General features: G+C 71.5%; 22 protein-coding genes. 10 read left to right on the forward strand and 12 right to left on the reverse strand.

Translation table 11 applies throughout. The features are described 5' to 3' along the window. Nucleotides 1-22 precede the first annotated feature (22 nt). Nucleotides 23-688 (reverse strand): GNAT family N-acetyltransferase, encoded by a 666-nt coding sequence (locus tag KBX37_RS02100; protein ID WP_179802428.1) that lies wholly within the window; start codon nucleotides 686-688, stop codon nucleotides 23-25. Between the two features lie 296 nt (nucleotides 689-984). Here KBX37_RS02100 and KBX37_RS02105 point away from each other — a divergent pair, with 296 nt between their 5' ends. Next, the gene (locus KBX37_RS02105) at nucleotides 985-2,295 is read left to right on the forward strand and encodes a PLP-dependent aminotransferase family protein (RefSeq protein ID WP_210774018.1); all 1,311 of its coding nucleotides are present in this window, start codon (nucleotides 985-987) and stop codon (nucleotides 2,293-2,295) included. A 7-nt stretch (nucleotides 2,296-2,302) separates the two neighbouring features. Continuing rightward, nucleotides 2,303-3,301 carry a D-alanine--D-alanine ligase gene (locus tag KBX37_RS02110; protein WP_210774020.1) on the forward strand — a complete coding sequence of 333 codons (999 nt, stop codon included), beginning with the start codon at nucleotides 2,303-2,305 and terminating at the stop codon, nucleotides 3,299-3,301. A 350-nt stretch (nucleotides 3,302-3,651) separates the two neighbouring features. Here KBX37_RS02110 and KBX37_RS34095 read toward each other — a convergent pair whose 3' ends face one another. The 9 genes from KBX37_RS34095 to rpmH form a co-directional block, all read right to left on the reverse strand. Beyond that, a complete protein-coding gene (locus KBX37_RS34095; protein WP_307848917.1) occupies nucleotides 3,652-4,599 on the reverse strand; it encodes a hypothetical protein in 948 nt (315 codons plus the stop codon). A 2,137-nt stretch (nucleotides 4,600-6,736) separates the two neighbouring features. Next, a complete protein-coding gene (locus tag KBX37_RS02120) occupies nucleotides 6,737-7,759 on the reverse strand; it encodes a ParB/RepB/Spo0J family partition protein (RefSeq protein ID WP_210774022.1) in 1,023 nt (340 codons plus the stop codon). A gap of 27 nt (nucleotides 7,760-7,786) precedes the next feature. After that, entirely contained in the window at nucleotides 7,787-9,145 is a 1,359-nt protein-coding gene (locus KBX37_RS02125) for an AAA family ATPase (RefSeq protein WP_374103629.1), read from the reverse strand. Between the two features lie 228 nt (nucleotides 9,146-9,373). Next, nucleotides 9,374-10,129, reverse strand: coding sequence for a 16S rRNA (guanine(527)-N(7))-methyltransferase RsmG (rsmG, locus tag KBX37_RS02130; protein ID WP_247656898.1), 756 nt, complete (start codon nucleotides 10,127-10,129; stop codon nucleotides 9,374-9,376). Between the two features lie 64 nt (nucleotides 10,130-10,193). After that, nucleotides 10,194-10,796 carry a R3H domain-containing nucleic acid-binding protein gene (locus tag KBX37_RS02135; RefSeq protein ID WP_210774026.1) on the reverse strand — a complete coding sequence of 201 codons (603 nt, stop codon included), beginning with the start codon at nucleotides 10,794-10,796 and terminating at the stop codon, nucleotides 10,194-10,196. A 212-nt stretch (nucleotides 10,797-11,008) separates the two neighbouring features. After that, nucleotides 11,009-11,992, reverse strand: a complete 984-nt coding sequence (gene yidC / locus KBX37_RS02140; RefSeq protein WP_210774028.1) for a membrane protein insertase YidC — start codon at nucleotides 11,990-11,992, stop codon at nucleotides 11,009-11,011. A gap of 3 nt (nucleotides 11,993-11,995) precedes the next feature. After that, nucleotides 11,996-12,283: a membrane protein insertion efficiency factor YidD gene (gene yidD / locus KBX37_RS02145; RefSeq protein ID WP_210774030.1), complete on the reverse strand. Its 288-nt coding sequence runs from the start codon at nucleotides 12,281-12,283 to the stop codon at nucleotides 11,996-11,998. Beyond that, nucleotides 12,280-12,696: a ribonuclease P protein component gene (gene rnpA / locus KBX37_RS02150; RefSeq protein WP_210774032.1), complete on the reverse strand. Its 417-nt coding sequence runs from the start codon at nucleotides 12,694-12,696 to the stop codon at nucleotides 12,280-12,282. The genes yidD and rnpA overlap by 4 nt, the downstream gene beginning before the upstream one ends. 35 nt (nucleotides 12,697-12,731) lie before the next feature. Next, nucleotides 12,732-12,869 carry a 50S ribosomal protein L34 gene (gene rpmH / locus KBX37_RS02155; RefSeq protein ID WP_117668129.1) on the reverse strand — a complete coding sequence of 46 codons (138 nt, stop codon included), beginning with the start codon at nucleotides 12,867-12,869 and terminating at the stop codon, nucleotides 12,732-12,734. A gap of 634 nt (nucleotides 12,870-13,503) precedes the next feature. Here rpmH and dnaA point away from each other — a divergent pair. The 5 genes from dnaA (at nucleotide 13,504) to KBX37_RS02180 (ending at nucleotide 20,120) form a co-directional block, all read left to right on the forward strand. Further along, nucleotides 13,504-15,297, forward strand: coding sequence for a chromosomal replication initiator protein DnaA (gene dnaA / locus KBX37_RS02160; RefSeq protein ID WP_210774034.1), 1,794 nt, complete (start codon nucleotides 13,504-13,506; stop codon nucleotides 15,295-15,297). Nucleotides 15,298-16,138: 841 nt separating this feature from the next. Then, nucleotides 16,139-17,272 (forward strand): DNA polymerase III subunit beta, encoded by a 1,134-nt coding sequence (dnaN, locus tag KBX37_RS02165; RefSeq protein ID WP_210774046.1) that lies wholly within the window; start codon nucleotides 16,139-16,141, stop codon nucleotides 17,270-17,272. Between the two features lie 41 nt (nucleotides 17,273-17,313). Next, nucleotides 17,314-18,186, forward strand: coding sequence for a phosphogluconate dehydrogenase (NAD(+)-dependent, decarboxylating) (gnd, locus tag KBX37_RS02170; RefSeq protein WP_210774047.1), 873 nt, complete (start codon nucleotides 17,314-17,316; stop codon nucleotides 18,184-18,186). A 16-nt stretch (nucleotides 18,187-18,202) separates the two neighbouring features. Next, a complete protein-coding gene (recF, locus tag KBX37_RS02175; RefSeq protein ID WP_210774048.1) occupies nucleotides 18,203-19,336 on the forward strand; it encodes a DNA replication/repair protein RecF in 1,134 nt (377 codons plus the stop codon). 265 nt (nucleotides 19,337-19,601) lie between these two features. Continuing rightward, the gene (locus KBX37_RS02180; protein WP_210774049.1) at nucleotides 19,602-20,120 is read left to right on the forward strand and encodes a DUF721 domain-containing protein; all 519 of its coding nucleotides are present in this window, start codon (nucleotides 19,602-19,604) and stop codon (nucleotides 20,118-20,120) included. A gap of 7 nt (nucleotides 20,121-20,127) precedes the next feature. On the opposite strand, the gene KBX37_RS02185 is transcribed toward KBX37_RS02180, so the two are convergent. Further along, nucleotides 20,128-20,358, reverse strand: a complete 231-nt coding sequence (locus KBX37_RS02185; protein ID WP_210774051.1) for a hypothetical protein — start codon at nucleotides 20,356-20,358, stop codon at nucleotides 20,128-20,130. Between the two features lie 86 nt (nucleotides 20,359-20,444). On the opposite strand from KBX37_RS02185, the gene KBX37_RS02190 reads away from it, so the two are divergent. After that, nucleotides 20,445-20,930 (forward strand): MarR family winged helix-turn-helix transcriptional regulator, encoded by a 486-nt coding sequence (locus KBX37_RS02190; protein ID WP_210774053.1) that lies wholly within the window; start codon nucleotides 20,445-20,447, stop codon nucleotides 20,928-20,930. A 55-nt stretch (nucleotides 20,931-20,985) separates the two neighbouring features. On the opposite strand, the gene KBX37_RS02195 is transcribed toward KBX37_RS02190, so the two are convergent. Then, complete coding sequence (locus KBX37_RS02195) at nucleotides 20,986-21,540, reverse strand: hypothetical protein (RefSeq protein WP_210774055.1); 555 nt, start codon at nucleotides 21,538-21,540, stop codon at nucleotides 20,986-20,988. Between the two features lie 524 nt (nucleotides 21,541-22,064). Between KBX37_RS02195 and gyrB the strand changes: the two genes are divergently transcribed. Both gyrB and gyrA read left to right on the forward strand, forming a co-directional pair. Continuing rightward, nucleotides 22,065-24,011 (forward strand): DNA topoisomerase (ATP-hydrolyzing) subunit B, encoded by a 1,947-nt coding sequence (gene gyrB, locus KBX37_RS02200; RefSeq protein ID WP_210774057.1) that lies wholly within the window; start codon nucleotides 22,065-22,067, stop codon nucleotides 24,009-24,011. Nucleotides 24,012-24,141: 130 nt separating this feature from the next. Continuing rightward, nucleotides 24,142-26,661 carry a DNA gyrase subunit A gene (gene gyrA / locus KBX37_RS02205; RefSeq protein ID WP_210774058.1) on the forward strand — a complete coding sequence of 840 codons (2,520 nt, stop codon included), beginning with the start codon at nucleotides 24,142-24,144 and terminating at the stop codon, nucleotides 26,659-26,661. The last annotated feature ends 4 nt before the right edge of the window (nucleotides 26,662-26,665 follow it).

A 26,665-nucleotide genomic window follows, 5' to 3' on the forward strand; every position in this document is an offset into this window, starting at 1 on the left:
CCCTTCCGCCGGCCTTCCGGCGTCAGCCGGTGGTGGCGCGGGTGGCCGGGGCGGGGCGTACCGGGCGGAGCAGGGTCTCCGGGCTCATCGAGCCGAGCAGCTTCTCCAGCGCGTACTCGACGTCGGACTTCCAGCTCAGCGCCGTGCGCAACTCCAGGCGCAGCCGGGGGTACCGCGGGTGCGGCCGGACGGTCTTGAAGCCCACCGAGAGGAAGAAGTCGGCGGGGGCGACGCAGGCCCGGGTCGCGTCGTCGCCGTCGCCGAACTTGGCGTCGCCGAACGCCTCGATCGCCTTGATGCCGCGCTTGGTGAGATCCCGCGCGACGCCCTGGACGAGCATCCGGCCCAGCCCGCCGCCGGCGAACGAGGGCACCACGTTGGCGGTCATCAGCAGCGCCGCGTCGGCGGAGACCGGCGAGGTGGGGAAGGCCATCGACCGGGGGACGTAGGCGGGCGGGGCGTACATGACGAAGCCGGCGGGCATGCCGTCGACGTAGGCCAGCTTGCCGCAGGAGCCCCACTCCAGCAGGGTCTGGGAGACCCAGGCCTCCTTCTCCAGGCCGGGGTCACCGGCGGCGCAGGCCCGGTCGGCGGAGACCGGGTCGAGCTCCCAGTAGACGCACTGCCGGCACGGGCGGGGCAGGTCTTCCAGGGTGTCGAGGGTCAGACTGACCAGACGTCGCGACATTGGCGGATCCCCACAATAGGCTCGGAGGTGAAACCAGCGCGGAGGAGACGCCGCCGCCTTCCTGCCCCCCGACGAGCGATCGTACGCCGCCAGCCGACCGTACGGGAGGGGACGCGCGAACGACCACCCGAGCCGGGGACGGCGGTCCGGGATGTGGACGCGGCCCACGTCAGGGGTTCCGGGGTGGCGGCCGCGGACTAGGATCGACCAACCGGCGTCCCGCGCCGCCATGGTCGCCGGCTCCACGGGTACCACACGGGGCGGGAGCCCGACCGACACCCGATCGAGGTGATGTCATGACCGGCACGACGCTCGACGACTACACCGACCGGTACGCACGGCGCGTCCGCGGAATGACCGCCTCGGAGATCCGGGCGCTCTTCGCGGTGGCCAGCCGGCCGGAGGTCGTCTCGCTCGCCGGTGGGGCACCCTACATCGCCGCGCTGCCGCTCGACGCGGTCGGGGAGATGCTGGGCCGGCTCGGCTCCGAGCACGGGGTGACCACCCTCCAGTACGGCATCGGCCAGGGCACCCTGGAGCTGCGCGAGCGGATCTGCGAGGTGATGGCCCTCTCCGGCATCGACGCGTCCTGCGGCGCCTCCCCGGAGGACGTGGTGGTGACCGTCGGCGGCCAGCAGGCCCTCGACCTGGTGGCCCGGCTCTTCCTCGACCCGGGGGACGTGGTGCTCGCCGAGGGCCCGACGTACGTCGGCGCGCTCGGGGTGTTCCAGGCCGCCCAGGCCCAGGTGGCGCACGTGCCGATGGACGACGAGGGGCTGATCCCGGAGGCGCTGGAGGTGGCCATCGCCGACCTGGCCCGCGCCGGTCGCCGGGTGAAGTTCCTCTACACCATCCCGACCTACCAGAACCCCACCGGCGTGACGCTGAGCGAGGAGCGCCGCGAGCGGGTGCTGGACATCTGCGAGCGGGCCGGCCTGCTCGTGGTGGAGGACGACCCGTACGGTCAGCTCGGGTTCGAGGGCGAGGCGCCCCTGCCGCTGCGGGCCCGCCGCCGCGACGGGGTCTTCTACCTGAGCACCTTCTCCAAGACCTTCGCCCCCGGCCTGCGGGTCGGCTGGATCCTCGCCCCGCACGCGGTTCGCGACAAGCTGGTGATCGCCAGCGAGGCGCAGATCCTCTGCCCCAGCGGCTACGCCCAGGCGGCCGTGGCGACGTACCTGTCGACGATGCCGTGGCGGCAGCAGCTGAAGGTCTACCGGGAGGTCTACCGGGAGCGGCGGGACGCGATGCTCACCGCGCTGGAGGACCTGATGCCGGACGGCACCACCTGGACCACCCCGGCCGGTGGCCTCTTCGTCTGGACGAACCTGCCGGACGGGCTCGACGCCAAGGCGATGATGCCCCGCGCCATCGCCGCCCGGGTCGCCTACGTGCCGGGCACCGGCTTCTACGCGGACGGCTCCGGCACCGGCAACATGCGGCTCAACTTCTCCTTCCCGTCGCCGGAGCGGATCCGGGAGGGCGTCCGGCGCCTCGCGAGCGTGATGGAGCAGGACATCGCCATGCGCCGGGTCTTCGGCACGGTGACCCCGCCCGGGCGCCGGCGGCAGGGCGGCGCGGACGCGCCGGGACCCGACTTGGCATGATTCCGGCATGGCCGTGACCTCCGCCGGGGCATCCCCCGTGACCGATCCCGCCGTCACCGCCGACCTGCACGTGCTGGTGCTCGCCGGTGGCCTCTCCTACGAGCGGGACGTCTCGCTGCGTTCCGGTCGCCGGGTGCTCGACGCGCTGCGCGCGGTCGGCGTGGAGGCGGAGCTGCGGGACGCCGACGTGGCGCTGCTGCCCGCCCTGGCCGCCGACCCGCCGGACGCGGTGGTGATCGCGCTGCACGGCGCGACCGGCGAGGACGGTTCGCTGCGCGGCGTGCTGGACCTCTGCGGCGTGCCGTACGTCGGCTGCGACGCCCGCGCCTCCCGGCTCGCCTGGGACAAGCCGTCGGCGAAGGCCGTGCTGCGGGAGAACGGCATCCCCACTCCCGACTGGGTGGCGCTGCCGCACGACCGCTTCTCCGAGCTGGGCGCGGTGGCGGTGCTCGACCGGATCGTGGACCGGTTGGGGCTGCCGCTGATGGTGAAGCCGACCCAGGGTGGTTCCGGCCTGGGCGCCGCCGTGGTCCGGGACGCCACGGCGCTGCCCGCCGCGATGGTCGGTTGTTTCGCGTACGACTCGACGGCGCTGGTCGAGCGGTACGTGCCCGGCATGGACGTGGCCGTCTCCGTGGTGGACCTCGGTGACGGCCCGCGCGCCCTCCCGCCGGTGGAGATCGTGCCCCGCAACGGCGTGTACGACTACGCGGCCCGCTACACCGCCGGCCGGACCACCTGGCACGCCCCGGCCCGGCTGGACAGCGCCGTCGCCGACACGGTCACCGAGGTGGCGCTGGCCGCGCACACCGCCCTGGGCCTGCGCGACCTGTCCCGGGTCGACCTGATCGTCGACGCCGACGGCCGACCGCACGTGCTGGAGGTGAACGTCTCGCCGGGCATGACCGAGACGTCGCTGCTGCCGCTGGCGATCCAGGCGGCCGGGCTGGACTTCGGGCGGGTGCTGGGGTCGCTGGTGAGCCGCGCCGCCGCCCGGCGCGGCTGACCGCTTCCCGCGCGTGCCGCGCTGCCGATGCGGCGGCCGGTGTGAACCCACCCGTCGACTGCGTTGGGCCAGCGCGTCGGTGAACGACCGCCGAGTCGGCCCGGGCAGCGGTGACTCGCGCTTCTCGGGAGCAGGACGACGACCGCGGCCAGTGGGTCGACGTTCCCCGGCTGCTGCTCCACGACGGGTGTTCGCCCGCCGTGCGCTCCCGGTAGCTCCCTCACCTCGCGCTCGGTTCCGCGGCGTGAGCTACGCAGCGGACTGGCCGCCGACGCCGCTCCAGTCCCGTTGACTGCCTGGCGTCACCAGAGCGGTCAGCGTCGCGGGATCGGTCAGCGTCGCGGGATCTTTCACCGTCCCGGGCTCGTCGCTGTTCCCGGGCTCGTCGCTGTTTCAGAGGTCGTCGCCGGGGCGGAGGTCGTCGCGGAGGCCGGAGCGTCGTCGTGCCGGGGGTGTCCGCCGTGCCGGGGAGCCTTGTCCTCCTGGCCGCCGTTGCTGTCCTCCGCGTCGGCGCTGTCCGCGTCGGCCGTCACCTCGACGTCGGCGCCCGCGGTGCCATCGTCGCCGGCCCTGACGTCGCCCGTGTCAGCCTCTGCGGCGTCCGGGTCGGCCGCCGGTACGGGCGTCTCCTCGTCCGACTCGATCACCGACACCGGCTCCTCCTGCTGCTCTGCGGCCTCCTGCTTCCGGGAGGCCTGCGCGGACAGGCTGGACGGCGCCTGCCACTGGATGCGCGGTGGCTCGGCCAGTGGGCGTCCACCGAACTCGGCCAGCCAGGCGGCCACCATGGCCAGGTTCTCCCGCCATTGGGACTCGGAGATGGGCGGCAGGATCGAGTCCCACAGCGACAGGAAGGTGCCCCGAAGCTGGAGCCGCCCGTACGGCCGGGCCAGGAACCACATGTGCAGGTGCGCCGACCCGTCGCCCCAGCGGTTGACGTGCACGCGGGCGACGCCGTCCAGCGATCGGATGGCGCGTTCCAGTCGTACCGTCATGACCCCCAGCTCGGCGGCGAGCAGGTTGGGCAGGTCGCCGAGGTCGAGGTGGGAGCGGGACTCCAGGATCAGCACCATCGGCAGGCCGGTGGGCCGGTCCATGGCGCGTACCCGCCAGCGCTCGCCCACCCAGATGTAGGCGTCGTCGGGGGCGTTGCAGGCCGTGCATTCCCGGAGTCCTTCGCCCTTGCGGGGCGGCTCGACCGGGACCGGATCCTCGAGTTGCTTGACGCGGAGGTCCCCCTCGAAGGGGAAGGAGGGCCACTGGGTGAAATCCGGGACTGCGGGAGGAGTGTCGTGCACGACGCTGACCCTAACCGAGTCGGAGACCGCTGTCCCTACCCGAACGACGGCGATCGTGAGTCCGTCTCGTGGGCGGCAGGGCGCCACCCGAGGGCGTGCGGAGGCCGCCGGAAAGCAGTTGTCCACAGGCTGGTGAGATCACCACCACACCACGTCATCCACAGGCCAGGACGCCATCTGACACCGTGTTTCACGTGAAACGAGGGGTGCCTGTGGAAAACCGCTGTGGATAACCGGGGAGTCCAATCCACAGCCCTGACCACAGGCAGGGCGGGCCCGTTTCTCCCAACGAGCGAAGCGCCGGTTGGCTGCTGCCGGAAGCGGCGTTTCTGCCGAGCAACGCGCGCCGAGAGGGCACCGGGATGGCGTTCCAGTCGACGACGGCGCCTCGTCTTCGATCTGCCGCAGTTGGTGTTCCGGCTTCAGCGGGCCTGCGCCGCAGGGGCCATCCTCGGTCCGGATCGCTTCCACGTCGGTCGCGGCGTCGGAGGCCGGAGCGGAGCGATCCGTGGGTAGGCCCGAACGACCCGCTCGCTCGTTTCACGTGGAACCTCGCCGGTTTCACGTGGAACACCGGGGGCGCCTCCCCATGTGGCGATCGGGCGCGGCGATTGCGGACCCGGCCGGGCGGCGTCCCGCAGATGCGCACCGGCCGCCGTGGGCCGTCCAGCCGGTTCCGGTGGCAATCGGCCGGCCCACTGGGGCGAGGCGCTGACCCGGGCGAGGGGTCGTCCTCCGACGTCCCGTCCTCGTCGGGCCACCGGCGGCAGGTGCACGCCCTCGAACCGCTTGGCGTCCATGGGGTCCGACCGGGATGGCTCGGCCGGACTGGCGTGGCTCGCTCTCGGCGTGATCCATGAGCCCACGATCGCCACGCAGGCGGGCTGGATTCCGGCCCCACGTCATTGGGGCAGCTGACCAACTGCCTCCAAACTCCGCCGGCATTGGCCGGCCCACTGCCACCAGGACTTCGCCGGCATTGGTGGTTGCCGGCAGGAGGTGTGGGCGGCGTATCCGCGTCAAGAAGGCTGCCGAGAACGACCCGCCGAGGCCTCCGCCGTGGTCGGGGCTACACCAGGCTCGGCTACAGGTTCCTTCGATGACGATCCGGGATCTGCCCGGCGAGCGGGGACGAGGCAGCCGACATCACGAGCTGACATCGGTGAACTCGGCAGCTCGGGCAGCGCGCCGATCCCGATCGCCTTTGGCACGTTCCAGCCGCGCCCGTCGAACGCGACCCCCTGGCAGTGAGATCGATCCCCGCAGGGGCGAGCCTGAGTCGTGGGCATGTCACGAGAATGCTTTCCCAGCACCTCGTTTCACGTGAAACGAGGTGCTGCGGTACCGGTCCGTTCGGGCAGGTGTCATCTCCGCCCCGACCGGAAGCAACCGCCGAAGCCCTCCCAGGCGCCCCAGGCGGGACGAGGGCCCGTCACTGCGGCCCCGTTTGCCTCAGGGGCGCCTCGAGGCCTCAGGCGGCGCTACAGGGGCCTCCTACGGCTGACCTGAAAGAGCTGGCGTCAGAGCCACGCCCACGCCGGCCGTCACTGAGACGGGCGACGGGCGACGGGCGACGGGCGACGATACGGCCACCGACGAGCAACCCGTCAGCCGAGTACGGGTATCCCCGTGACGCAGAACGACGGCGGCGACACGTTCCTCGCGCTGTGTTCGGCGGCCCGCGTTGGTAGAGGAGCCAATCTCCGCGCGCGTCTGTCCCCGTGAGCCAGGCCGGTGATGGAAGCTGCCGATCCCTGGCGAGTCCGGTGGGAACCGGAACCTCGCCACCCCGGCACGAACCGATCGGCCTGTCGGTTCGCGACGCATCGGCTGCCCACCATCGGTCCTTCCGCCGGACACCGCATCGCCTCACAACCGACGAGCACGGCGTCTCGGGTCGAGCCGGTCTCCGTGAAGTGCTCAGCGACGCAACTCTCCGAGGAAGCCGCCGCGGCGGTCCCAGCGCCCTCGCCGGCCTCCAGTCGCCGCCCGACCGAACAGGGCCACACCGGTTTCACGTGAAACACGTCGCGGTCGCCATCCCGCACCCAGGCCACCGAAGCCCGCAGCGACAGCAGGAAACGAACCGGCCGCGTGCCTCAGGGGCGACGCGGCCGGTGATAGAACCACGGCGGGGTCAGTCCTCCGGCTCCTGCTCGCCGACGCCGATGATGCCCACGATCCGCTCCAGGTCGTCCACCGTCGCGAACTCAATGGTGATCTTGCCCTTGCTCCGGCCGATGTCGACCTTCACCCGGGTGTCGAAGCGGTCGGAGAGCCGGTCGGCCAGATCGGTGAGCGCCGGGGCGTGCGGCTTGGTGCGCCGCTTCGCCGCCGGCGTCTTCGCCGGCCCGTCGTTGAGCGCGAGCGCCACGATCTCCTCGGTCGCGCGTACGGACAAGCCCTCGGCGACGATCCGGAGGGCGAGCTGTTCCTGCGCCTCCGCCTCGTCGAGGCTCAGCAGCGCCCGGGCGTGGCCTGCCGAGAGCACGCCCGCGGCGACCCGACGCTGCACCTGCGCCGGGAGGTTCAACAGGCGGATCGTGTTGGAGATCTGCGGCCGGCTGCGGCCGATCCGCCGCGCCAACTCCTCGTGGGTGGCGCCGAACTCCTCCAGCAGCTGCTGGTAGGCCGCGGCCTCTTCCAGCGGGTTGAGGTTCGCCCGGTGGATGTTCTCCAGGAGGGCGTCCCGGAGCATCGCGTCGTCCTTGGTGTCCCGGACGATCGCCGGAATACTCTCCCGGCCCACCGCCTGGGCGGCCCGCCATCGGCGCTCGCCCATGACGAGCTCGTACTTCTCGGCGTCGAGCTGGCGGACGACGATCGGCTGGAGGAAGCCCACCTCCTGGATGGAGGTCTTCAGCTCCTCCAGCGCCTCCTCGTCGAAGACGTGCCGGGGCTGCTTCGGGTTCGGCACGATCGCGTCGACCGGGATCTCGGCGAAGCGGGCACCCGGGACCGGGCTCAGCTGCGGCTCGGGTGGCGCCGACGGGGTGGCGACCGGCGCGGTCACCGCCTCGACGGGAACGTCACCCGTCGTACGCCCGGGAGCGGCCTCGACCGGCGCGGTGAGGGTGGTGCCCGGCGCCTCCGGTGCCGGCCCGGTCGGGATCAGCGCCCCGAGCCCTCGACCCAGACCGCCACGGGGACGGTTCTTCATGCGACGCCTCCCAGCGACTCGTGCGCACTACGCATTCCGGCTCACCGGCTCCTTGACACCGCGCTCGGCGATCTCCTGGGCGGCCTCGAAGTAGCTCGTCGCCCCCCGCGAACCGGGATCGTAGGTCATCACGGACTGCCCGTAGCTGGGTGCCTCGGACACCCGCACGTTGCGCGGGATGACCGCCTGGAGGACCTTGTCGCCGAAGTGGTTCCGGACGTCCTGCTCGACCGCGTCGGCCAGTCGGGTACGCCGGTCGTACATGGTGAGCAGGATCGTGGAGACCTCGAGCTTGGGGTTGAGGTGCTGCCGTACCAGGTTGATGTTGTTGATCAGCTGGTTGAGGCCCTCCAGCGCGTAGTACTCGCACTGGATGGGGATCAGCACCTCCTGCGCGGCGACCAGCGCGTTGACCGTCAGCAGGCCGAGCGAGGGCGGGCAGTCGATGAAGACGTAGTCGAAGTGCCCCGGGTACGCGTCGATGGCCCGGTCCAACCGGGACTCCCGGGCGACCACGGACACCAGCTCGATCTCCGCGCCCGCCAGGTCGATGGTGGCCGGCACACACCACAGGTTGGGGATGCCCTCGACCTCCTGGGCGACCTCCTCCAGCGGCACGCTGTTGATCAGGCAGTCGTAGACGTCCGGCACGCCGGTGTGGTGCGGCACGTTGAGCCCGGTCGAAGCGTTGCCCTGCGGGTCGAGGTCGACCACCAGGACCCGGTTGCCGTGCAGGGCGAGCGCCACCGCCAGGTTCACCGTGGTCGTGGTCTTACCCACGCCACCCTTCTGGTTCGCGACGCACATGACCCGGGTCCGGTCGGGCCGAGGCATGGTCACCTCGCCACTCGGATTCAGGATCTGCACGGCGCGCATCGCCTCCATAGCCAACGGTGGGTCATCCTCTTCGCGCGTCGGGGTTTCACGTGAAACGTACGCGGCGGCGGCCGAGTCGACGGTCACGCCCCCGGCCGCCGACCCCGGCGTGTTCGCGGCGACGGACTCGGAGTCCGCCACCGCGCCAGGGTGCGGCTGTTGGGGTACGGCGGGCGGCACGTTGCCACCGACCGGTGTCTCGAAGCGGGACGGCGCGCCGGAGTTGCGTTGGACCGGGGCGGTGCGGTCGCTGGGCGCGTTGACCGGCCGACCCCCGTCGTCCGCGATGGGCGGCGGCGGAATGTACGACTCGGGCGAGGGGCGCGCGGCGCCGACCGCGGGCACGTCCTGACGGACCACCGGACCGCAGTCCGGCGGGCCGGCGGAACCCGGCTGGCCGTCAGCGGGCCCAAGGTCGTGGTCGGTTTCACGTGAAACAGGGTCCACTCCGGAGGGAATGCCCTCCGGGCGTCTCACCCGTGGATCGTCGTACCTACCGTCGTCATGCACCTGTCATCCCTGCCCGCTCCGGATGGTCGGTCCGCATCCCGTCAATCAGGCCACACGCGCACTCGCACCGCAGCGCGTACGGTCCCGGCGGGAACGGTCGGGACCCGGTGCGCCCGACGCCCGCCCGTCCCACACTATCGACGCGCGGCCAGCCTACGGGGGACGGGCGCGGCGGGTCCATCTCGGTTGTCCGCACGCCCGTGCGACACGCCGGAACCCGAGCGGGGATCACCGAGCGCGCTTGCGTCCGCCCCGTGAGCGCTTCGGTGCCTTCTTGGCGGACGGCGGTCGGACCACCCGCTCGCGCACGATCTCCACCACGGTGGTCGGCGGGTCGATGACGCCGACCCCGCAGAGGTGCACGCTCGGCTCGCCGCCACCGAGCCGGTCGACGGTCTCGGCGTGCTCCGCGATCTCGTCTGCGGCGGAGGAGCCCTTCAGGGCGATCAGCCGGCCGCCGGGTACGGCGAGCGGCAGGCACCAGCCGGAGAGCCGGTCGAGCGGCGCGACCGCTCGCGAGGTCACCACGTCGGCGCTGAACGGACCGGTGCCCGTCGCGTCGGTGGCCGCCTCGTCGGCCCGGCCCCGGAACACCCGGACCGTCTTGGCCAGCCCGAGCTGCTGCACCGCCTCGATCAGGAAGGAGGTACGCCGGGCCAGCGGCTCGACCAGGATCACCTGGAGGTCGGGGCGGGCGATCGCCAGCACCAGCCCGGGCAGCCCGGCGCCGGAGCCGACGTCGATGACGCTGGCCCCTTCCGGGATGCGCTCGGCTACGGCGGCACAGTTGAGCAGGTGCCGGTCCCAGATCCGGGGCGCCTCCCGCGGGCCGATCAGGCCGCGTACCACCCCGTCGGTGGCGAGCAGCTCGGCGTACGCGGCCGCCAGGTCCAGCCGGTCACCGAAGAGCGTCCGGGCCGCCGGGGCCAGCTCGGCCGGCAGCGCGGCGTCCTCCGGCGAGGGAACGGGGCGGACAGGCGACAGCCCGGGCGGCGTACCACCCGGGCCGGTCACGGCGTCGGCCGTGGCGTCGTCGTGGGTCACCCGGTCAGTCCGCCGGCCGGACGATGATGCACCGGTTCGGCTCGACGCCCTCGGACTCGCTCTCCACACCGCTCATGGCGTTGACCACGTCGTGCACGCACTTGCGCTCGAAGGCGGACATCGGCTCCAGCCGGACCGGCTCGCCGTGCTCCTTGACCTTCTCCACCGCGTTCTTGGCCACGGCGGCGAGCTCCTTGCGCCGGGTGGCGCGGTAGCCGCCGACGTCGAGCAGCAGACGGCTGGGCGTACCGGTCTGGCGGAACACCGCGAGCCGGGCCAGCTCCTGGAGCGCCTCCAGGGTGGCGCCGCGCTGGCCGACCAGGTTCTGCAGCCGGGCGCCGACCACCTCGACGACCGGGCGCCCGCCGGAGACGAGCTCGTCGATGTCGCCGTCGTAGTCGAGGATGTCGAGCAGGCCCTCGATGTAGTCGGCAGCGATCTCGCTCTGCGCGAAGAGCTCGCCCTCGCCGGCGGCCTTCTTGGGGGCGGCACCCACCTCGGCCGCCGCCTCCCCGGCCTCCTCGGGCTCGCCGTCACCGGTCGCGGCGGTCGGCACGATCTCCTCGTCCACGGACTGCTCCGCACTGGGGATGCTGGTGTCGGTCACGGTGTCATCTCCGTACTCGCTCGGCCGGACCGTCGGGTCCGCTGGTTTCCCGGGGGTCCGGCGGGAGAAGGCCGGTGCCCACGGGCACGTCTTGTACGGGCAGTCTCGCCCGTGGCCGCGCCAGGCGCGGCGGTTCCGGCCCGGCGCCGGCCGTACGGCGGCTGCGCGATGCCGGAAGGCCGCCGCCGGTGGTCCCGACGGCGGCCCTGGGGTCAGCCCTGCCGCTTGGCCGGCCGACCCTTCTTCGGATTGGTGGGCTTCGCACCTGGCTTCGGCCCGGCGACCTTCGGCGCGGCGGGCTTGGCCGGCACCTGCGCGGCGGGCTTGGCGCGGTTGAGGAAGCCACCGGCCTTGGCCGGCTGCACCGGACTGCGGGGTGCCGTGCTGCCGGGCTTCTGGTTGGTCACCAGCGGCGGGAACTTGCGCAGCACCCACTGCTGCTGGCCGAGGGTGAAGAGGTTGTTGGTGACCCAGTAGATGATCACACCGATCGGGAAGATCGCGCCGGAGATCAGCAGCGACAGGGGGATGCCGTAGAGCATCAGTCGCTGCACCATCCGCTGCTGCGGGTCCTCCGCCCAACCGGTCTTCAGGATCATCTGGCGGCTGGTCAGGTAGGTGGTGCCCATCATGACCAGGACCAGGATGCCGGCGATGATCTTCACGGTGGTGCCGTTGGCGCCGAGGCGGGCCAGCTCGTCGGCGGTCGAGCCGAACTTGCCGGCGATCGGGGCGGTGAAGATCTTCGCGCTGGAGGCGCTGTTGAACTGGTCGACCGTCCAGCCGTAGAGGGTCTTGTTCGACTTCGCCGGGTCGAGGCGACGCAGCACGTGGAAGAGACCGAGGAAGACCGGGATCTGGAGGAACATCGGAAGGCAGCCCATCAGCGGGTTGGCCTTTTCCTTCCGGTAGAGCTCCATCATCTCCTTCTGGAGCGTCTCCCGGTCACCCTTGTGCTTCTCCTGCAGCTCCTTGACCTTGGGCTGGAGCGCCTGCATCGCCCGCTGCGACTTGATCTGCTTGACGAAGACCGGGAAGAGGATCACCCGGACGGTGACCACCAGGAAGATGATCGCGAGGATCCAGGCCCAGTTCGTGCCGAGCACCGAGCCGACCGGCACCTTGATGGCGTCCCAGGCCGAGTGCCAGGTCAGCAGGATCCACGAGATCGCGTAGTAGATCCAGTCGAGACTCAATTCTCAGGCTCCAGTCACGTCGGCACGGCGGCGGTCACCCGGCTCGGGCACCGGGTCGTGTCCACCTGGGTGGAAGGGGTGGCAGCGCGACAAGCGCAGGACCGTCAGCCCGGCTCCCCGCAGCGCGCCGTGCCGGGCCACCGCCTCCAGGGCGTACGCACTGCACGACGGGTAGAACCGACAGCGGGCCGGCAGCGCCGGGCTGATCCAACGACGGTACGCGATGATGGGGCCACTCAGCACTCGGGCACCCAGGCTGGTAGGCCGCGAACCGGCTGATCCGGGGCTCATCGGGACCGCCGCCCCCGGGGTGCCCGAGCGGCGGCGATCGCCGCGTCCAGGTCGGTCCCCAGCCGGAGATAGTTCGCCTCGGCGGCGGCGGGCAGTGCGCGTACCACCAGGGTGCTTCCCTCGGGAAGCGCGGCCAGGCGCTCGCGGACCAGGTGCCGCAGCCGGCGCCGGACCTTGTTGCGGACCACGGCGGGGCCGACGGCCTTGGACACGACGAAGCCGGCGCGGGTCGGCGCGGAGATCGTCTCCGTGCCGCTGACCCGCGCCGGCTCCGGCGAGGTTGTCGCGGTGGGTTCGGGGGTCGCCGGCAGCGTCAGGTGGACGACGACGGCACCTCGTCCGGCGCGTCGGCCACCCCTGACCGCTGCGGCGAAGTCATTGCTGCGCCGCAGTCGCTGTGCGGCCGTCAGCACGACTGCCCACGTCCCCCGGACCGGACCCGGTCGGCTCAGGCCGACAGGCGGGTGCGGCCCTTGGAGCGGCGGGTCGAGATGATGGCGCGACCGGCCCGGGTGCGCATGCGCAGCCGGAAGCCGTGGGTCTTCGCGCGCCGGCGGTTGTTCGGCTGGTAGGTGCGCTTGCTCACGTCAGGCTCTCCGTTTTCGTACGTCCACGGCGCGGGATCGCCGGGGTCGTGTGGTGGTCCAGGCCACCTCGGCGGTGACCTCCGATCCATGCTGCCCGGCGACCCGGGACCTCGGCGATGCGGGGAAGCGATCGCGGACAGCAAGCACCCATCACCCTAGCAGAGGGCGACAGAGCAGCCCCTCCAGCCTACGCAGGGGGGCAATGACCGTCAAACAGGTCACCGGAGGCACGAGCAGGGCGGCCGTCCGACCGAACCGGCGGTTTTCACTGATGCCGCCAAGCGCCCGGAGCGTGGGCGGTTGATGGTGCCCGGCCGTCGCTGTTACCGTGCCCGATTGCGGTCAGCGTCGGGGGTCCGGGTTGTCGCTGGCAGGCAAGACCGGACACGGCAGTGAATCGTTCGGCACGGTGAACCCGCGCAACGTCCCGCCCGACCAGGGGGGCAGGTCCGACCCGCGCACGGCGGGCGGCACAATCGGTCGGTACACACAGGCTGTGGATAACTTGTGGATGCCGGTCGGTCAGCCGCCCGGTGGGGTGAGGTACCACCCGCTCGAACGCGGTGGCGGGCCCGGAACGGCCGACTGGACGACAGCGGCGACCGGGAGCAGATGCGAGGGGGTGGCACGACGGTGGCCGGTACGACCGACCTTGCCGCGGTGTGGACCGCGGCGACGGACGAACTCGCCGACGAGATCATCTCCGCGCAGCAACGCGCGTACCTGCGGCTGACCCGGCTGCGGGCAATCGTCGAGGACACCGCGCTGCTCTCCGTGCCGGATGCCTTCACCCGGGATGTGATCGAGTCCCGGCTCCGCCCGGCCATCACCGAGGCGCTCACCCGCCGGCTGGGCCGGCCGATCCAGGTCGCGGTCACCGTCCGGGTCGCCGAGGACACCGCCGGCCGACCCGCCGGCACCGTCTACCGCAGCGGCCCGGAGCCGGCGCAGCTCGGCCTCGACGTGCCCGCGGACGACTTCGCCCCGGAACCGCCCGCCTTCGCGGACCTGGCGCCGGGCTACCCGGAGCTGCCCACCGAGCCGGAGTCGCCGGTCGCGCCGCCGGCATCCGACGGCCACCGCCCGGGCCGCATCCCGGCCAGCCGGGACGGCGGCCAGGACACCCTCTTCGGCGCCGCGTTCGCCGAGCCGCTGCGGGGTTCCGGTCCCGGCCCGGACCGGCGCGGCTTCGAGGAACGCGCCCTTCCCGACGGGCCAGGGGTCGACGGCCGCGGCTTCGAGCCCGCGTACCGGGGCGAGGCCAGGCCGCCGCGCGACCAGCACGGTCCGCGCGGCCTGCCGCGCGACGGGGGTACGGACAGCGGCCCCGGCCGGTCCGCCGCCGACCACCGACCCGGCGGGCGGGACGACCGTCGCCCCGGGGGCGCGGAGGGCGGCGGCAACCGGCTCAACCCGAAGTACATGTTCGAGACGTTCGTCATCGGCTCGTCGAACCGGTTCGCCCACGCGGCTAGCGTCGCGGTGGCCGAGTCGCCGGCGAAGGCGTACAACCCGCTGTTCATCTACGGCAGCTCCGGGCTGGGCAAGACCCACCTGTTGCACGCCATCGGGCACTACGCCACCACGTTGGGCAACGCCCGCTCGGTCCGGTACGTCTCGACCGAGGAGTTCACCAACGACTTCATCAACTCCCTGCGCGACGACAAGACCAGCGCGTTCCAGCGCCGCTACCGCGACGTCGACATCCTGCTGATCGACGACATCCAGTTCCTGGAGAACCGCGAGCGGACCCAGGAGGAGTTCTTCCACACCTTCAACACGCTGCACAACGCCAACAAGCAGATCGTGATCACCTCCGACCGCTCGCCGAAGCAGCTGGCGACGCTGGAGGACCGGTTGCGGACCCGGTTCGAGTGGGGCCTGCTCGCCGACATCCAGCCGCCGGACCTGGAGACCCGGATCGCGATCCTGCAGAAGAAGGCGGCCCAGGAGCGGCTGTACGCCCCGCCGGACGTGCTTGAGTTCATCGCCTCCCGGGTGTCGAACTCGATCCGGGAGCTGGAGGGCGCACTGATCCGGGTCACGGCGTTCGCCAGCCTCACCCGGTCGAACGTCGAGCTGTCGCTGGCCGAGGAGGTGCTGCGGGACTTCATCCCGGACGGCACCGGGCCGGAGATCACGGCCGACCAGATCATGGTCTCCACCGCCGACTACTTCGGGGTGAGCCTGGAGGACCTGCGTGGGCACTCCCGGTCCCGAGTGCTGGTCAACGCCCGCCAGGTCGCCATGTACCTGTGCCGGGAGCTGACCGACCTGTCGCTGCCCCGGATCGGGCAGGCCTTCGGTGGCCGGGACCACACCACGGTGATGCACGCCGACCGGAAGATCCGTCAGCAGATGGCGGAGCGCCGCTCGCTCTACAACCAGATCGCCGAGCTGACCAACCGGATAAAGCAGAACACCTGAGCGACGGCTTCAGGTCGCGGCGCGGCGTCAGACGCGCCGAACTGAAGTCGTCGTTACGTACGCCACGCTGGCGCCCGCCGGTGAGGGAGCGCGGAGACGCGCCCGGCCAGTTCGGCCGGGCGCTTTTTCGTGCCTGTGGAGAGCCGACGGTTGACCCTGCACCGGGTCGAGGGCCCAGGATCGGTGTCGTGTTCGTCCACAGCACGCCCCGGTTGTCCACACCCCCTGTTCCACAGGCGGTGGAAAACCACGTAGCGTTCCGAGCCGGTTACCCACAGACTGTGGACAAACCCTGGGGACGGAGCTGTGGACGCCTGGGGACGACGGTCCGGTTGTCCACCGACGACGGTCGACCTGTGGGCAGCCTGTTGAAGGTTCTGGGGACGACGGCTCCTGGGGCCCTCGCCGGTGTCCACAGCACTGGGGAGAAACCCGGTGGATTACCCGTGGACAACCGGTGGACAACCGTGGACAACCTGGGGGTCCGGCCGGCCTGTGGACCACGACACCGGTTTACCCCCCGGTTCTCCACAGCCAAACCACCGGTGGATAACCTGTCTGACCTGGGCGGACGCCGGTTCTCCACAGTTTGCACAGGTGCGATGAAGACGATGAGTTATCTCTTCTAAAAGAATCAAAAACCAATCATCACCGTTGGACTTCCTGTGGATCGGCTCGGACGCCGCCGTCGGCGGTCGCTCCGGCATCTGAATCAACGGGGTCGGGCGCACAGCCGATGCCCACGCGCCCTAAGGTGCGATGGGTACCCGCACGGTCGGGCGGGACGGTGGGCAGCGGTCGGCATGAGAGAGTTGTCGCTGACGTCGACGCGGAGGCATTGATGAAGTTCCGAGTAGAGCGCGACGCGCTCGCCGAAGCGGTGGCGTGGACCGCGAAGAGCCTGCCCAACCGGCCGTCCGTACCGGTGCTCGCCGGGGTGATGCTCCGGGTCACCGACGGCAACCTGCAGGTCTCCGGCTTCGACTACGAGGTCTCCAGCCAGGTGACCGTCGAGGTGCAGGGGGACGCCGACGGCGCCGCCCTGGTCTCCGGCCGCCTGCTCGCCGAGATCACCAAGGCGCTGCCGGCCAAGCCGGTGGACATCGCCGCGGTCGGCGCCCACCTGGAGCTGGTCTGCGGCAGCGCCCGGTTCACCCTGCCGACCATGCCGGTGGAGGACTACCCGGCCCTGCCCGAGATGCCCGAGAGCGCCGGCACCGTCGACGCGGCCGCCTTCGCCGCCGCCGTCGCCCAGGTGGCGGTGGCCGCCGGCCGGGACGAGACGCTGCCGATGATGACCGGCGTCCGGCTGGAGCTCTCCGGCGGCAGGCTGGCGATGCTCGCCACCGACCGCTACCGCCTCGCGCTGCGCGAGATGGAGTGGAACCCGGACGACTCGGAGATCAGCATCAACGCGCTGGTGCCGGCACGCACCCTGCACGACACGGCCAAGGCCCTCGGCCCGATCGGCGGCCAGGTCACCATGGCGCTCTCCCAGGGCGCGGCCGGCGAGGGCATGATCGGCTTCTCCGGCGGCACCCGGCGCACCACCAGCCGGTTGCTCGACGGGGCGAACTACCCGCCGGTGCGCTCGCTCTTCCCGGCCACCCACAACGCCGAGGCGCGGGTGCCGGTCAGCGCGCTGACCGAGGTGGTCAAGCGGGTCGCCCTGGTGGCCGAGCGGACCACCCCGGTGCTGCTGAGCTTCTCCTCCGACGGCCTGGTGGTCGAGGCGGGCGGCACCGAGGAGGCGCGGGCCAGCGAGGCGATGGAGGCCACCTTCACCGGCGAGCCGCTGACCATCGGCTTCAACCCGCAGTACCTGATCGACGGTCTGGCCAACCTGGGCGCCCAGTTCGCTCAGCTCGCGTTCGTCGACGCCTTCAAGCCGGCGGTGATTTCCCCCGCCGGGGAGGATGGCGAGGTCATCCCGGGGTACCGGTACCTCATCATGCCGATCCGCGTGTCCCGCTGATCGCAGCCCCAGCAGATCCAGACGCACGGAGGTAGGAGCAGATGCAGCTCGGCCTGGTAGGACTCGGCCGGATGGGCGGCAACATGCGCGAACGGTTGCGCGCCGCCGGGCACGAGGTGGTCGGCTTCGACCACAACGCGGAGCTGAGCGACGTGCCGAGCCTGGCGGCGCTGGCCGAGAAGCTGGAGTCGCCGCGCGCGGTCTGGGTGATGGTCCCGGCCGGCGTCACCGACGCGACCATCGACGAGCTCGCCGGCGTGCTGGGCGAGGGCGACATCATCATCGACGGCGGCAACTCGCGCTTCAGCGACGACGGCCCCCGCGCCGAGCGCCTCGCCGAGCAGGGCATCGGCTACCTGGACGTCGGCGTCTCCGGCGGTGTCTGGGGCCGGCAGAACGGGTACGCCCTGATGGTCGGCGGCGCCCAGGAGCACGTCGCGCGGCTGATGCCGATCTTCGAGGGGCTCAAGCCGGAGGGCGAGTACGGCTTCGTGCACGCCGGCCCGGTCGGCGCCGGCCACTACGCCAAGATGGTGCACAACGGCATCGAGTACGGCCTGATGCACGCCTACGCCGAGGGCTACGAGCTGCTGGCCGCCTCGGAGCTGGTGACCAACGTGCCGGGCGTCTTCAAGTCCTGGCGTGAGGGGACCGTGGTCCGCTCCTGGCTGCTGGACCTGCTCGACCGGGCCCTCGACGAGGACCCGGAGCTGGCCGAGCTGAGCAGCTACACCGAGGACACCGGCGAGGGCCGCTGGACGGTCGACGAGGCGGTCCGGCTCGCCGTGCCGCTGAACGTCATCACCGCCTCGCTCTTCGCCCGGTTCGCCTCCCGCCAGGACGACTCGCCCGCGATGAAGGCGGTCGCCGCGCTGCGCCAGCAGTTCGGCGGGCACGCTGTCCACAAGCGCTGACCGGTATCCACAGCCTGTGTACGTCCGCCGGCTCGAACTGGTCGACTTCCGCTCGTACGAGCGGGTCGGCGTCGACCTGGAGCCGGGGCCGAACGTCCTGATCGGCGCCAACGGCGTCGGCAAGACCAACCTGGTCGAGGCGCTGGGCTACGTGGCGACCCTGGACTCGCACCGGGTCGCCACGGACGCCCCCCTGGTCCGGATGGGCGCCGCCTCGGCGGTGATCCGCTGCGCGGTGGTGCACGAGGGGCGGGAACTCCTGGTCGAGCTGGAGATCGTCCCGGGCAAGGCCAACCGGGCCCGGCTGGGCCGCTCACCCGCCCGGCGGGCCCGGGACGTGCTCGGCGCGCTGCGGCTGGTGCTCTTCGCGCCGGAGGACCTGGAACTCGTCCGGGGCGACCCGGCCGAGCGCCGCCGCTACCTGGACGACCTGCTGGTGCTCCGGCAGCCCCGGTACGCCGGGGTGCGCGCCGACTACGAGCGGGTGGTCAAGCAGCGCAACGCCCTGCTGCGCACCGCGTACCTGGCTCGCAAGACGGGTGGGTCGCGCGGCGGGGACCTGTCCACCCTGGCCGTCTGGGACACCCACCTGGCCCGACACGGCGCCGAGCTGCTGGCCGGCCGGCTGGAACTGGTCGCCGCGCTGGCCCCGCACGTGACGAAGGCGTACGACGCGGTGGCGGCGGGCCGGGGCGCGGCGGGGATCGCGTACCGGCCGTCGCTGGACCTGGCCGAAGCCACCACCGACCGGGCGGTGCTGGCCGAGGCGCTGACCGCCGCGCTGGCCGAGGCCCGGTCGAACGAGATCGACCGCGGCACGACGCTGGTCGGCCCGCACCGTGACGAGCTCAGCCTCACCCTCGGCCCGCTGCCCGCCAAGGGGTACGCCAGCCACGGCGAGTCCTGGTCGTACGCGCTGGCCCTGCGGCTGGCCGGGTACGACCTGCTGCGCGCCGACGGCATCGAGCCGGTGCTGGTGCTGGACGACGTCTTCGCCGAGCTGGACGCGGGCCGCCGGGAGCGGCTGGCGGAGCTGGTCGGCGGGGCCGGTCAGCTCCTGGTGACCTGTGCGGTCGACGACGACGTGCCGGCGGCGCTGCGCGGCACCCGGTACGCGGTGGGCGAGGGGACGGTGCGACGTGTCGACTGAGCCGGAGCCCGCCGCCGAGGGCGGTGGGCCGAGTCGCCGGACCGGCGGCCCGAGTCGCGCCGCCTCGGGTGGCCAGCGCGGTGCGCGTACCCCTCCGGGAGCTGGAACCGACGCGGGCGGTGCCGCCGCCCACGCGGCCGGGGCCGGTGCGGCCGCCGCGCCTGGTGGGCGGGGGGCCGGAACCGGTGGGCCGGCGCGACCGGCCGGTGCGACCGGCGCGCCCGGTGCCGGGAACGCCGACGGGGCGCGCCCGGCCGGTGCCGGTGTGGACGCCGGGGCGGGCGCGGCCGGGCCGGAGCTGGCGCGCGCGGTGCTGGACGCGGCGAAGGCCCGCCGGGCGGAGGCGGCGAAGACCCGGCGGAAGAGTGCGGTCTCCGGCGACGGCGGCGAGCGGCGGCTGCGCGGCTACTCCGGGCCGGGCCCGGACCCGCGCGACCCGCAGCCGCTCGGCGTGGTGCTGGAACGGCTGATGAAGGCGCGCGGCTGGCAGCAGCCGGCCGCGGAGGCGACCGTCTTCGGCGCCTGGGAGAAGGTCGTCGGGCCGGAGATCGCCCAACACAGCCGCCCGGTCAAGCTGGAGGACGGCGAGCTGACCGTGGAGGCGCGCTCGACGGCCTGGGCCACCCAGCTGCGGCTGCTCGCCGGCTCGCTGCTCAAGCGGATCGCCGGCGAGGTGGGCCACAACGTGGTGCGCAAGCTGCACATCCACGGCCCGGCGGCGCCGTCCTGGGCGAAGGGCCCGCGGCGGGTCCGGGGCCGCGGCCCGCGCGACACCTACGGCTGAGCCCGGGTCACCGCTCGGCGCGGCGGGCCTCGCGCTCGGCGCGCTTGCGTTCCCGCTGCTCACGGCTCCACCGCTTGCGGTTCTCCAGGTCCCGCTTCCACGCCTCGCGGGCCTGGGTGGAACCGCCCTGCACGGCACCCGGCACCCCCTCGGCCGGGCCGGCCAGGTACTTGTAGGCCCAGGCCCACAGCCTGCCGCCCTCCCCGGGAGCCCGCTGCTGCCGCTTCTCCTCGCCCATCGCCGACCTCTCCTCGATGTTTTGCGCCCCAACGATTGGCACACCAATGATTGGTACGATAGCAACGATCATGAGGAGGCCGATCGGTGCGTGACCAGTTGGACGGGGATCCGCTGGCGCTGGAGCAGCAGGTGTGTTTCGCCCTCTCCGTCGCCGCGCGCGGGGTCGTCGCCGTCTACCGGCCGCTGCTGGAGCCGATGGGGCTGACCCACCCGCAGTACCTGGTCATGCTCGCGCTGTGGCAGCACGCACCGCTGTCGGTCCGGGAGCTGAGTCGCCTGCTCCAGCTCGATCCCGGCACGCTGTCCCCCCTGCTCAAGCGCCTGGAGGCGGCGGGTTACCTGCGGCGCGAACGGGACGCCGCGGACGAGCGGAGCCTCGCCGTCACCCTCACCGCCAGCGGTCAGGCCCTGCGCGCCCGCGCCGAGCAGATCCCGCCGACGATCGTGGAGCGGCTCGGAATGCCGATCGAGGAGCTGCGGCGCCTGCACACGATGCTGACCGAGGTGATCGGCGCGGCCAACCGCGCCGTGACCGGCACCCCCGCCGCGCCGGGCCCGACGACTTCCTGACGACGCCGGCGACCGGCCCGGTCAGGTCGACGGGGCGGGTCGGGCCGGCGCGGGATCAGGCGTCGGCGTAGACGGCGAAGCCACGGTCCGCGCAGCGGCGGTAGAAGGCGGCCAGCACGCCCAGCTCGGCGCAGGTGAAGTCCCACTGCGGGGGGTTGCCATTCTCGTCGCGCAACGCGTCGAGCCGGGTGCCCAGCCAGCGCAGCTGCTGCTCGGCGAGCCGCCCGTCGGCCAGCAGCGAGCGGAGCACCTCGCTGACCGACTCGAAGGTGACCGGCTCGCCGAACGGCCGGTGCTGGGCGACGAACTTCTCCACGCCGCCGGCGATCCAGGAGCACCCGTCCGGGTCGATCACCGGGTCCTCGTCCTCGGCGGCGGCGTCAGTGGCGTAGAGCACATTTTCCAGGCCGAGGATCAGGTCGACCAGTTCGGTGTAGGCGGTCGCCCGGACCGTCCCCGTCTTGGCGATGTGTTCGGCCAGCGCCGCGGTCGGTGCGGAGATCTGCGGGATGTCCACGATCTCCCCGAAGTCGACGAACTCGGCCGGCGCGACCGGATCGTAGAAGCGGCCGGTCCGCGGCCAGTGCACCGCGACGTTGTCCAGCCCCATCTGGCGTCACCCCTTGTGAGCACGTGTCGGATCGATCGGGTCGATCGTCCCGGTTACGGATGGTAAAGATCAAGACGAGCACCGGTGGCGCCGCAAAGGTACGGTACGGCCGCTCTGCGCGCGACCCCCGACCGGCCTTCGGCCCGGCCCGATTCCGTGGCGGCCCCGCCCTCGATCCCCCCTTGGCGTGTAGGGGGAGTCGCGGCTAGCGCGATTCGGGCCGCTACGGAGGTCTCAGACGCCGCGCAGGGGGTGCCGAGTGGCGTCTCTGTCGTCCGCGCACAGTAGGATTGACAGCGAGACGAAGACCCGACGCGGAGCGACGGACCCGGGCCTGGAGGCCCTTGGTCAAAGTACCGCGGCGGGTGGAGCCGATCGCGATCCGCGGGCAACCGCGGCGACCGGCGTATGCGATCCGTGACCTGGAGTTCCCGGGGGCGGTCCGTGCGCCGACGTCGCGTCCTGTCCGCCGAACCCGCGCCTGGCGCGCCCCTGGCGCGGCCGGCGCGAGAAAGTGGCCGAGGGTGGCAGCGCAGGACAAGCAGGAGTACGGCGCCGAGTCGATCACCGTCCTCGAGGGGCTCGAGGCGGTGCGCAAGCGGCCCGGTATGTACATCGGGTCGACCGGCGAGCGCGGTCTGCACCACCTCGTGTGGGAGGTCGTGGACAACGCCGTGGACGAGGCGCTGGCCGGCTACTGCGACACCATCGACGTGGTGCTGCTGGAGGACGGCGGCGTCCGGGTCACCGACAACGGCCGAGGCTTCCCGGTCGACCTGCACCCCAAGCTGAAGAAGCCGGGTGTCGAGGTCGCGCTCACCGTGCTGCACGCGGGCGGCAAGTTCGACGGCAAGGCGTACGCGGTCTCCGGCGGTCTGCACGGCGTCGGCGTCTCCGTGGTCAACGCGCTCTCCACGAGGATGGCGGTGGAGATCCACAAGTCCGGCTTCGTCTGGCGGCAGCAGTACTCCAACTCCAAGCCGTCGCCGCTGGAGAAGGGCGAGACCACCGACCGCACCGGTTCGGCCGTGACCTTCTGGCCGGACTCGGACGTCTTCGAGACCGTCGACTTCGACTTCCAGACCATCTACCGGCGCCTGCAGGAGATGGCCTTCCTCAACCGTGCCCTCCGCATCCATCTGCTCGACGAGCGGGTTCCGGAGGGCGAGGAGGGCAAGCCGCGCGAGGTCACCTTCTTCTACGAGGGCGGCATCGCCGACTTCGTCCGGCACCTCAACGCCTCGAAGAACCCGATCCACAAGACGGTGGTCGAGTTCGGCGCCGAGGAGGAGGGCATGTCGGTCGAGATCGCCATGCAGTGGAACGAGTCGTACGGCGAGTCGGTCTACACCTTCGCCAACACGATCAACACGCACGAGGGCGGCACCCACGAGGAGGGCTTCCGGGCCGCGCTGACCAGCGTCGTCAACCGCTACGGCGCGGAGAAGAAGCTGCTCAAGGGCGACGAGAAGCTCTCCGGCGAGGACATCCGCGAGGGCCTGGCCGCGATCATCTCGGTCAAGCTGGCCAACCCGCAGTTCGAGGGCCAGACCAAGACCAAGCTGGGCAACACCCCGGTGAAGAGCTTCGTGCAGCGGGTCTGCAACGAGTGGCTGGTCGACTGGTTCGACCGGAACCCGGCCGAGGCGAAGACCATCATCCAGAAGGCGTCCCAGGCCGCCAGGGCCCGGATCGCCGCGCAGCAGGCGCGCAAGCTGGCCCGGCGCAAGTCGCTGCTGGAGTCCGGCTCGATGCCGGGCAAGCTGGCCGACTGCCAGTCCACCGACCCGCGCGAGTCCGAGGTCTTCATCGTCGAGGGCGACTCGGCCGGCGGCTCGGCCAAGCAGGGCCGCGACCCGCGCACCCAGGCGATCCTGCCGATCCGCGGCAAGATCCTCAACGTGGAGAAGGCCCGGATCGACCGGGTGCTGAAGAACAACGAGGTCCAGGCGCTGATCACCGCGCTGGGCACCGGCATCCACGACGACTTCGACATGGAGAAGCTGCGGTACCACAAGGTGGTGCTGATGGCCGACGCCGACGTCGACGGCCAGCACATCCAGACGCTGCTGCTCACCCTGCTGTTCCGCTTCATGCGGCCGCTGGTCGAGCTGGGGCACGTCTACCTGGCCGCCCCGCCGCTCTACAAGATCAAGTGGAACAAGAAGGGCGACGACGCCCAGTACGCGTACTCGGACCGGGAGCGGGACGGGCTGATCGCGCTGCGCCAGCAGAAGAAGCCCAACGCCAGGCCGGACGACATCCAGCGGTTCAAGGGTCTCGGCGAGATGAACTACCCCGAGCTGTGGGAGACCACGATGAACCCGGCCACCCGCACCCTGCGCCAGGTCACGCTCGACGACGCCGCAACCGCCGACGAGCTGTTCAGCGTGCTGATGGGTGAGGACGTCGAGGCGCGCCGCTCGTTCATCCAGCGCAACGCCAAGGACGTGCGGTTCCTCGACATCTGACGGTGGTGGGCGGGTCGGCCGGGCGGTCCCCGGCCGACCCGCCGGTCCACAGAGTTATCCACAGCTTGGCCGGTTTCCACAGCCGTTATCCACAGCACGAAAACGACTCTGAGTCTGATAAGGGTTAACAGTGACCGATACTCCCGAGTCCACCCCGAACGAGCCGGAGATCCCGGAGACAACCGCGGCCGTCGTGGCGCACGACCGGATCGAGCCGGTCGGCCTCGAGGTCGAGATGCAGCGCTCGTACCTCGACTACGCGATGAGCGTCATCGTCGGGCGCGCCCTGCCGGACGTCCGGGACGGGCTCAAGCCGGTCCACCGCAAGATCCTTTACGCCATGTTCGACTCCGGCTACCGGCCGGACCGCGGCTACGTGAAGTGCTCCCGCGTCGTCGGTGACGTGATGGGTCAGTTCCACCCGCACGGCGACTCGGCGATCTACGACGCGCTGGTCCGGATGGCGCAGCCCTGGTCGCTGCGGTACCCGCTGGTGGACGGCAACGGCAACTTCGGCTCCCCGGGCAACGACCCGGCCGCCGCCATGCGGTACACCGAGTGCAAGCTCGACCCGCTGGCCATGGAGATGCTGCGGGACATCGACGAGGACACCGTCGACCTGCAGGACAACTACGACGGCCGGGCCAAGGAGCCCACCATCCTGCCGTCGCGGATCCCCAACCTGCTGGTCAACGGCTCCGAGGGCATCGCGGTCGGCATGGCCACCAAGATCCCGCCGCACAACCTGCGCGAGATCGGCGCGGCGGTGCAGTGGTGCCTGGAGCACCCGGAGGCGGACGAGGCGACCACCCTCGAAGCGCTGCTGGAGATCGTCAAGGGCCCCGACTTCCCCACCTACGGCCTGATCGTCGGCCAGGCCGCGATCCAGGACGCGTACCGGACCGGGCGCGGCTCGATCCGGATGCGCGCCGTGGTGGAGGTCGAGGAGGACAAGCGCGGCCGCCCCTGCCTGGTGGTCAGCGAGCTGCCCTACCAGGTGAACCCGGACAACCTGGCCGAGCGGATCGCCGAGCTGATCAAGGAGGGCAAGCTCGCCGGCATCGCCGACATCCGCGACGAGTCCTCCGGGCGTACCGGCATGCGGATCGTGCTCGTGCTCAAGCGCGACGCGGTCGCCAAGGTGGTGCTGAACAACCTCTACAAGCACACCCAGCTCCAGGAGACCTTCGGCGCCAACATGCTGGCCCTGGTCGACGGGGTGCCGCGCACGTTGAACCTGGCCCAGTTCATCCGCTACTACGTCGAGCACCAGATCGACGTGATCCGCCGGCGGACCGCGTTCCGGCTGCGCAAGGCCGAGGAGCGGGCGCACATCCTGCGCGGTCTGGCCAAGGCGCTGGACGCCCTCGACGAGGTGATCGCCCTGATCCGGCGCTCGCCCACGGTGGACGACGCGCGGCAGGGCCTGATCCGGCTGCTGGAGATCGACGAGATCCAGGCGACCGCGATCCTGGACATGCAGCTGCGCCGGCTGGCCGCCCTGGAGCGGCAGCGGATCGTCGACGACCTCACCAAGCTCGAGATCGAGATCGCCGACCTCAAGGACATCCTCGCCAAGCCGGAGCGGCAGCGCAGGATCGTCTCGGAGGAGCTCGGCGAGATCGTCGCGAAGTGGGGCGACGAGCGGCGTACGAAGATCGTGCCGTTCGACGGCGAGGTCTCCATGGAGGACCTGATCGCCCGCGAGGACGTGGTGGTCACGATCACCCGCACCGGGTACGCCAAGCGGACCAAGGTCGACCTGTACCGCTCGCAGCGGCGCGGCGGCAAGGGCGTCAGCGGCGCGACGCTGCGGCAGGACGACATCGTCAGCCACTTTTTCGTATGCTCCACCCACGACTGGATCCTGTTCTTCACGAACAAGGGCCGCGTCTACCGGGCCAAGGCGTACGAACTGCCGGAAGCCAGTAGGGTGGCCAAGGGCCAGCACGTGGCCAACCTGCTCGCCTTCCAACCGGACGAGCAGATCGCGCAGATCATCGAAATTCCGAACTACCAGGTGGCTCCCTACCTGGTACTGGCCACGAAGAACGGCCTGGTGAAGAAGACGCGGCTCGAGGAGTTCGACTCCCCCCGTTCCGGCGGCATCATCGCGATCAACCTGCGCGATGAGGACGAGCTGGTCGGTGCTGCCCTCGTCGCGCCCTCCGACGACCTGCTGATGGTGTCGAAGAAGGCGCAGGCGATCCGGTTCAACGCCTCCGACGAGGCGCTGCGGCCGATGGGGCGGGCGACCACGGGCGTGATCGGCATGCGCTTCACCGACGACGACGTGCTCCTGGCCATGGAGGTGGTTCGGGAGGGTCTGGACGTTCTGGTGGCCACGAACGGGGGATACGCGAAACGTACCCCGATCGAGGAATACCCGGTCCAGGGCCGGGGAGGTAAGGGCGTGCTGACTGCGAAGATCACCGAGCGACGCGGTGGTCTGGTCGGCGCGGTCGTGATCGACCCGGACGACGAGTTGTTCGCGATCACGAGCAACGGCGGCGTCATCCGGACTCCGGTGAAGCCTGTACGCCGTACGCGTGACCGGAACACAATGGGGGTCAAGCTGATGGACCTCCCGGACGGCGTGACTATCGTGGCGATTGCTCGCAATGCCGACGAGCCTGACGAACAGGACTAGTTGA

It is taken from the genome of Micromonospora sp. U56 (assembly GCF_018070095.1).
In the GTDB taxonomy this organism is placed as follows: domain Bacteria; phylum Actinomycetota; class Actinomycetes; order Mycobacteriales; family Micromonosporaceae; genus Micromonospora; species Micromonospora purpureochromogenes.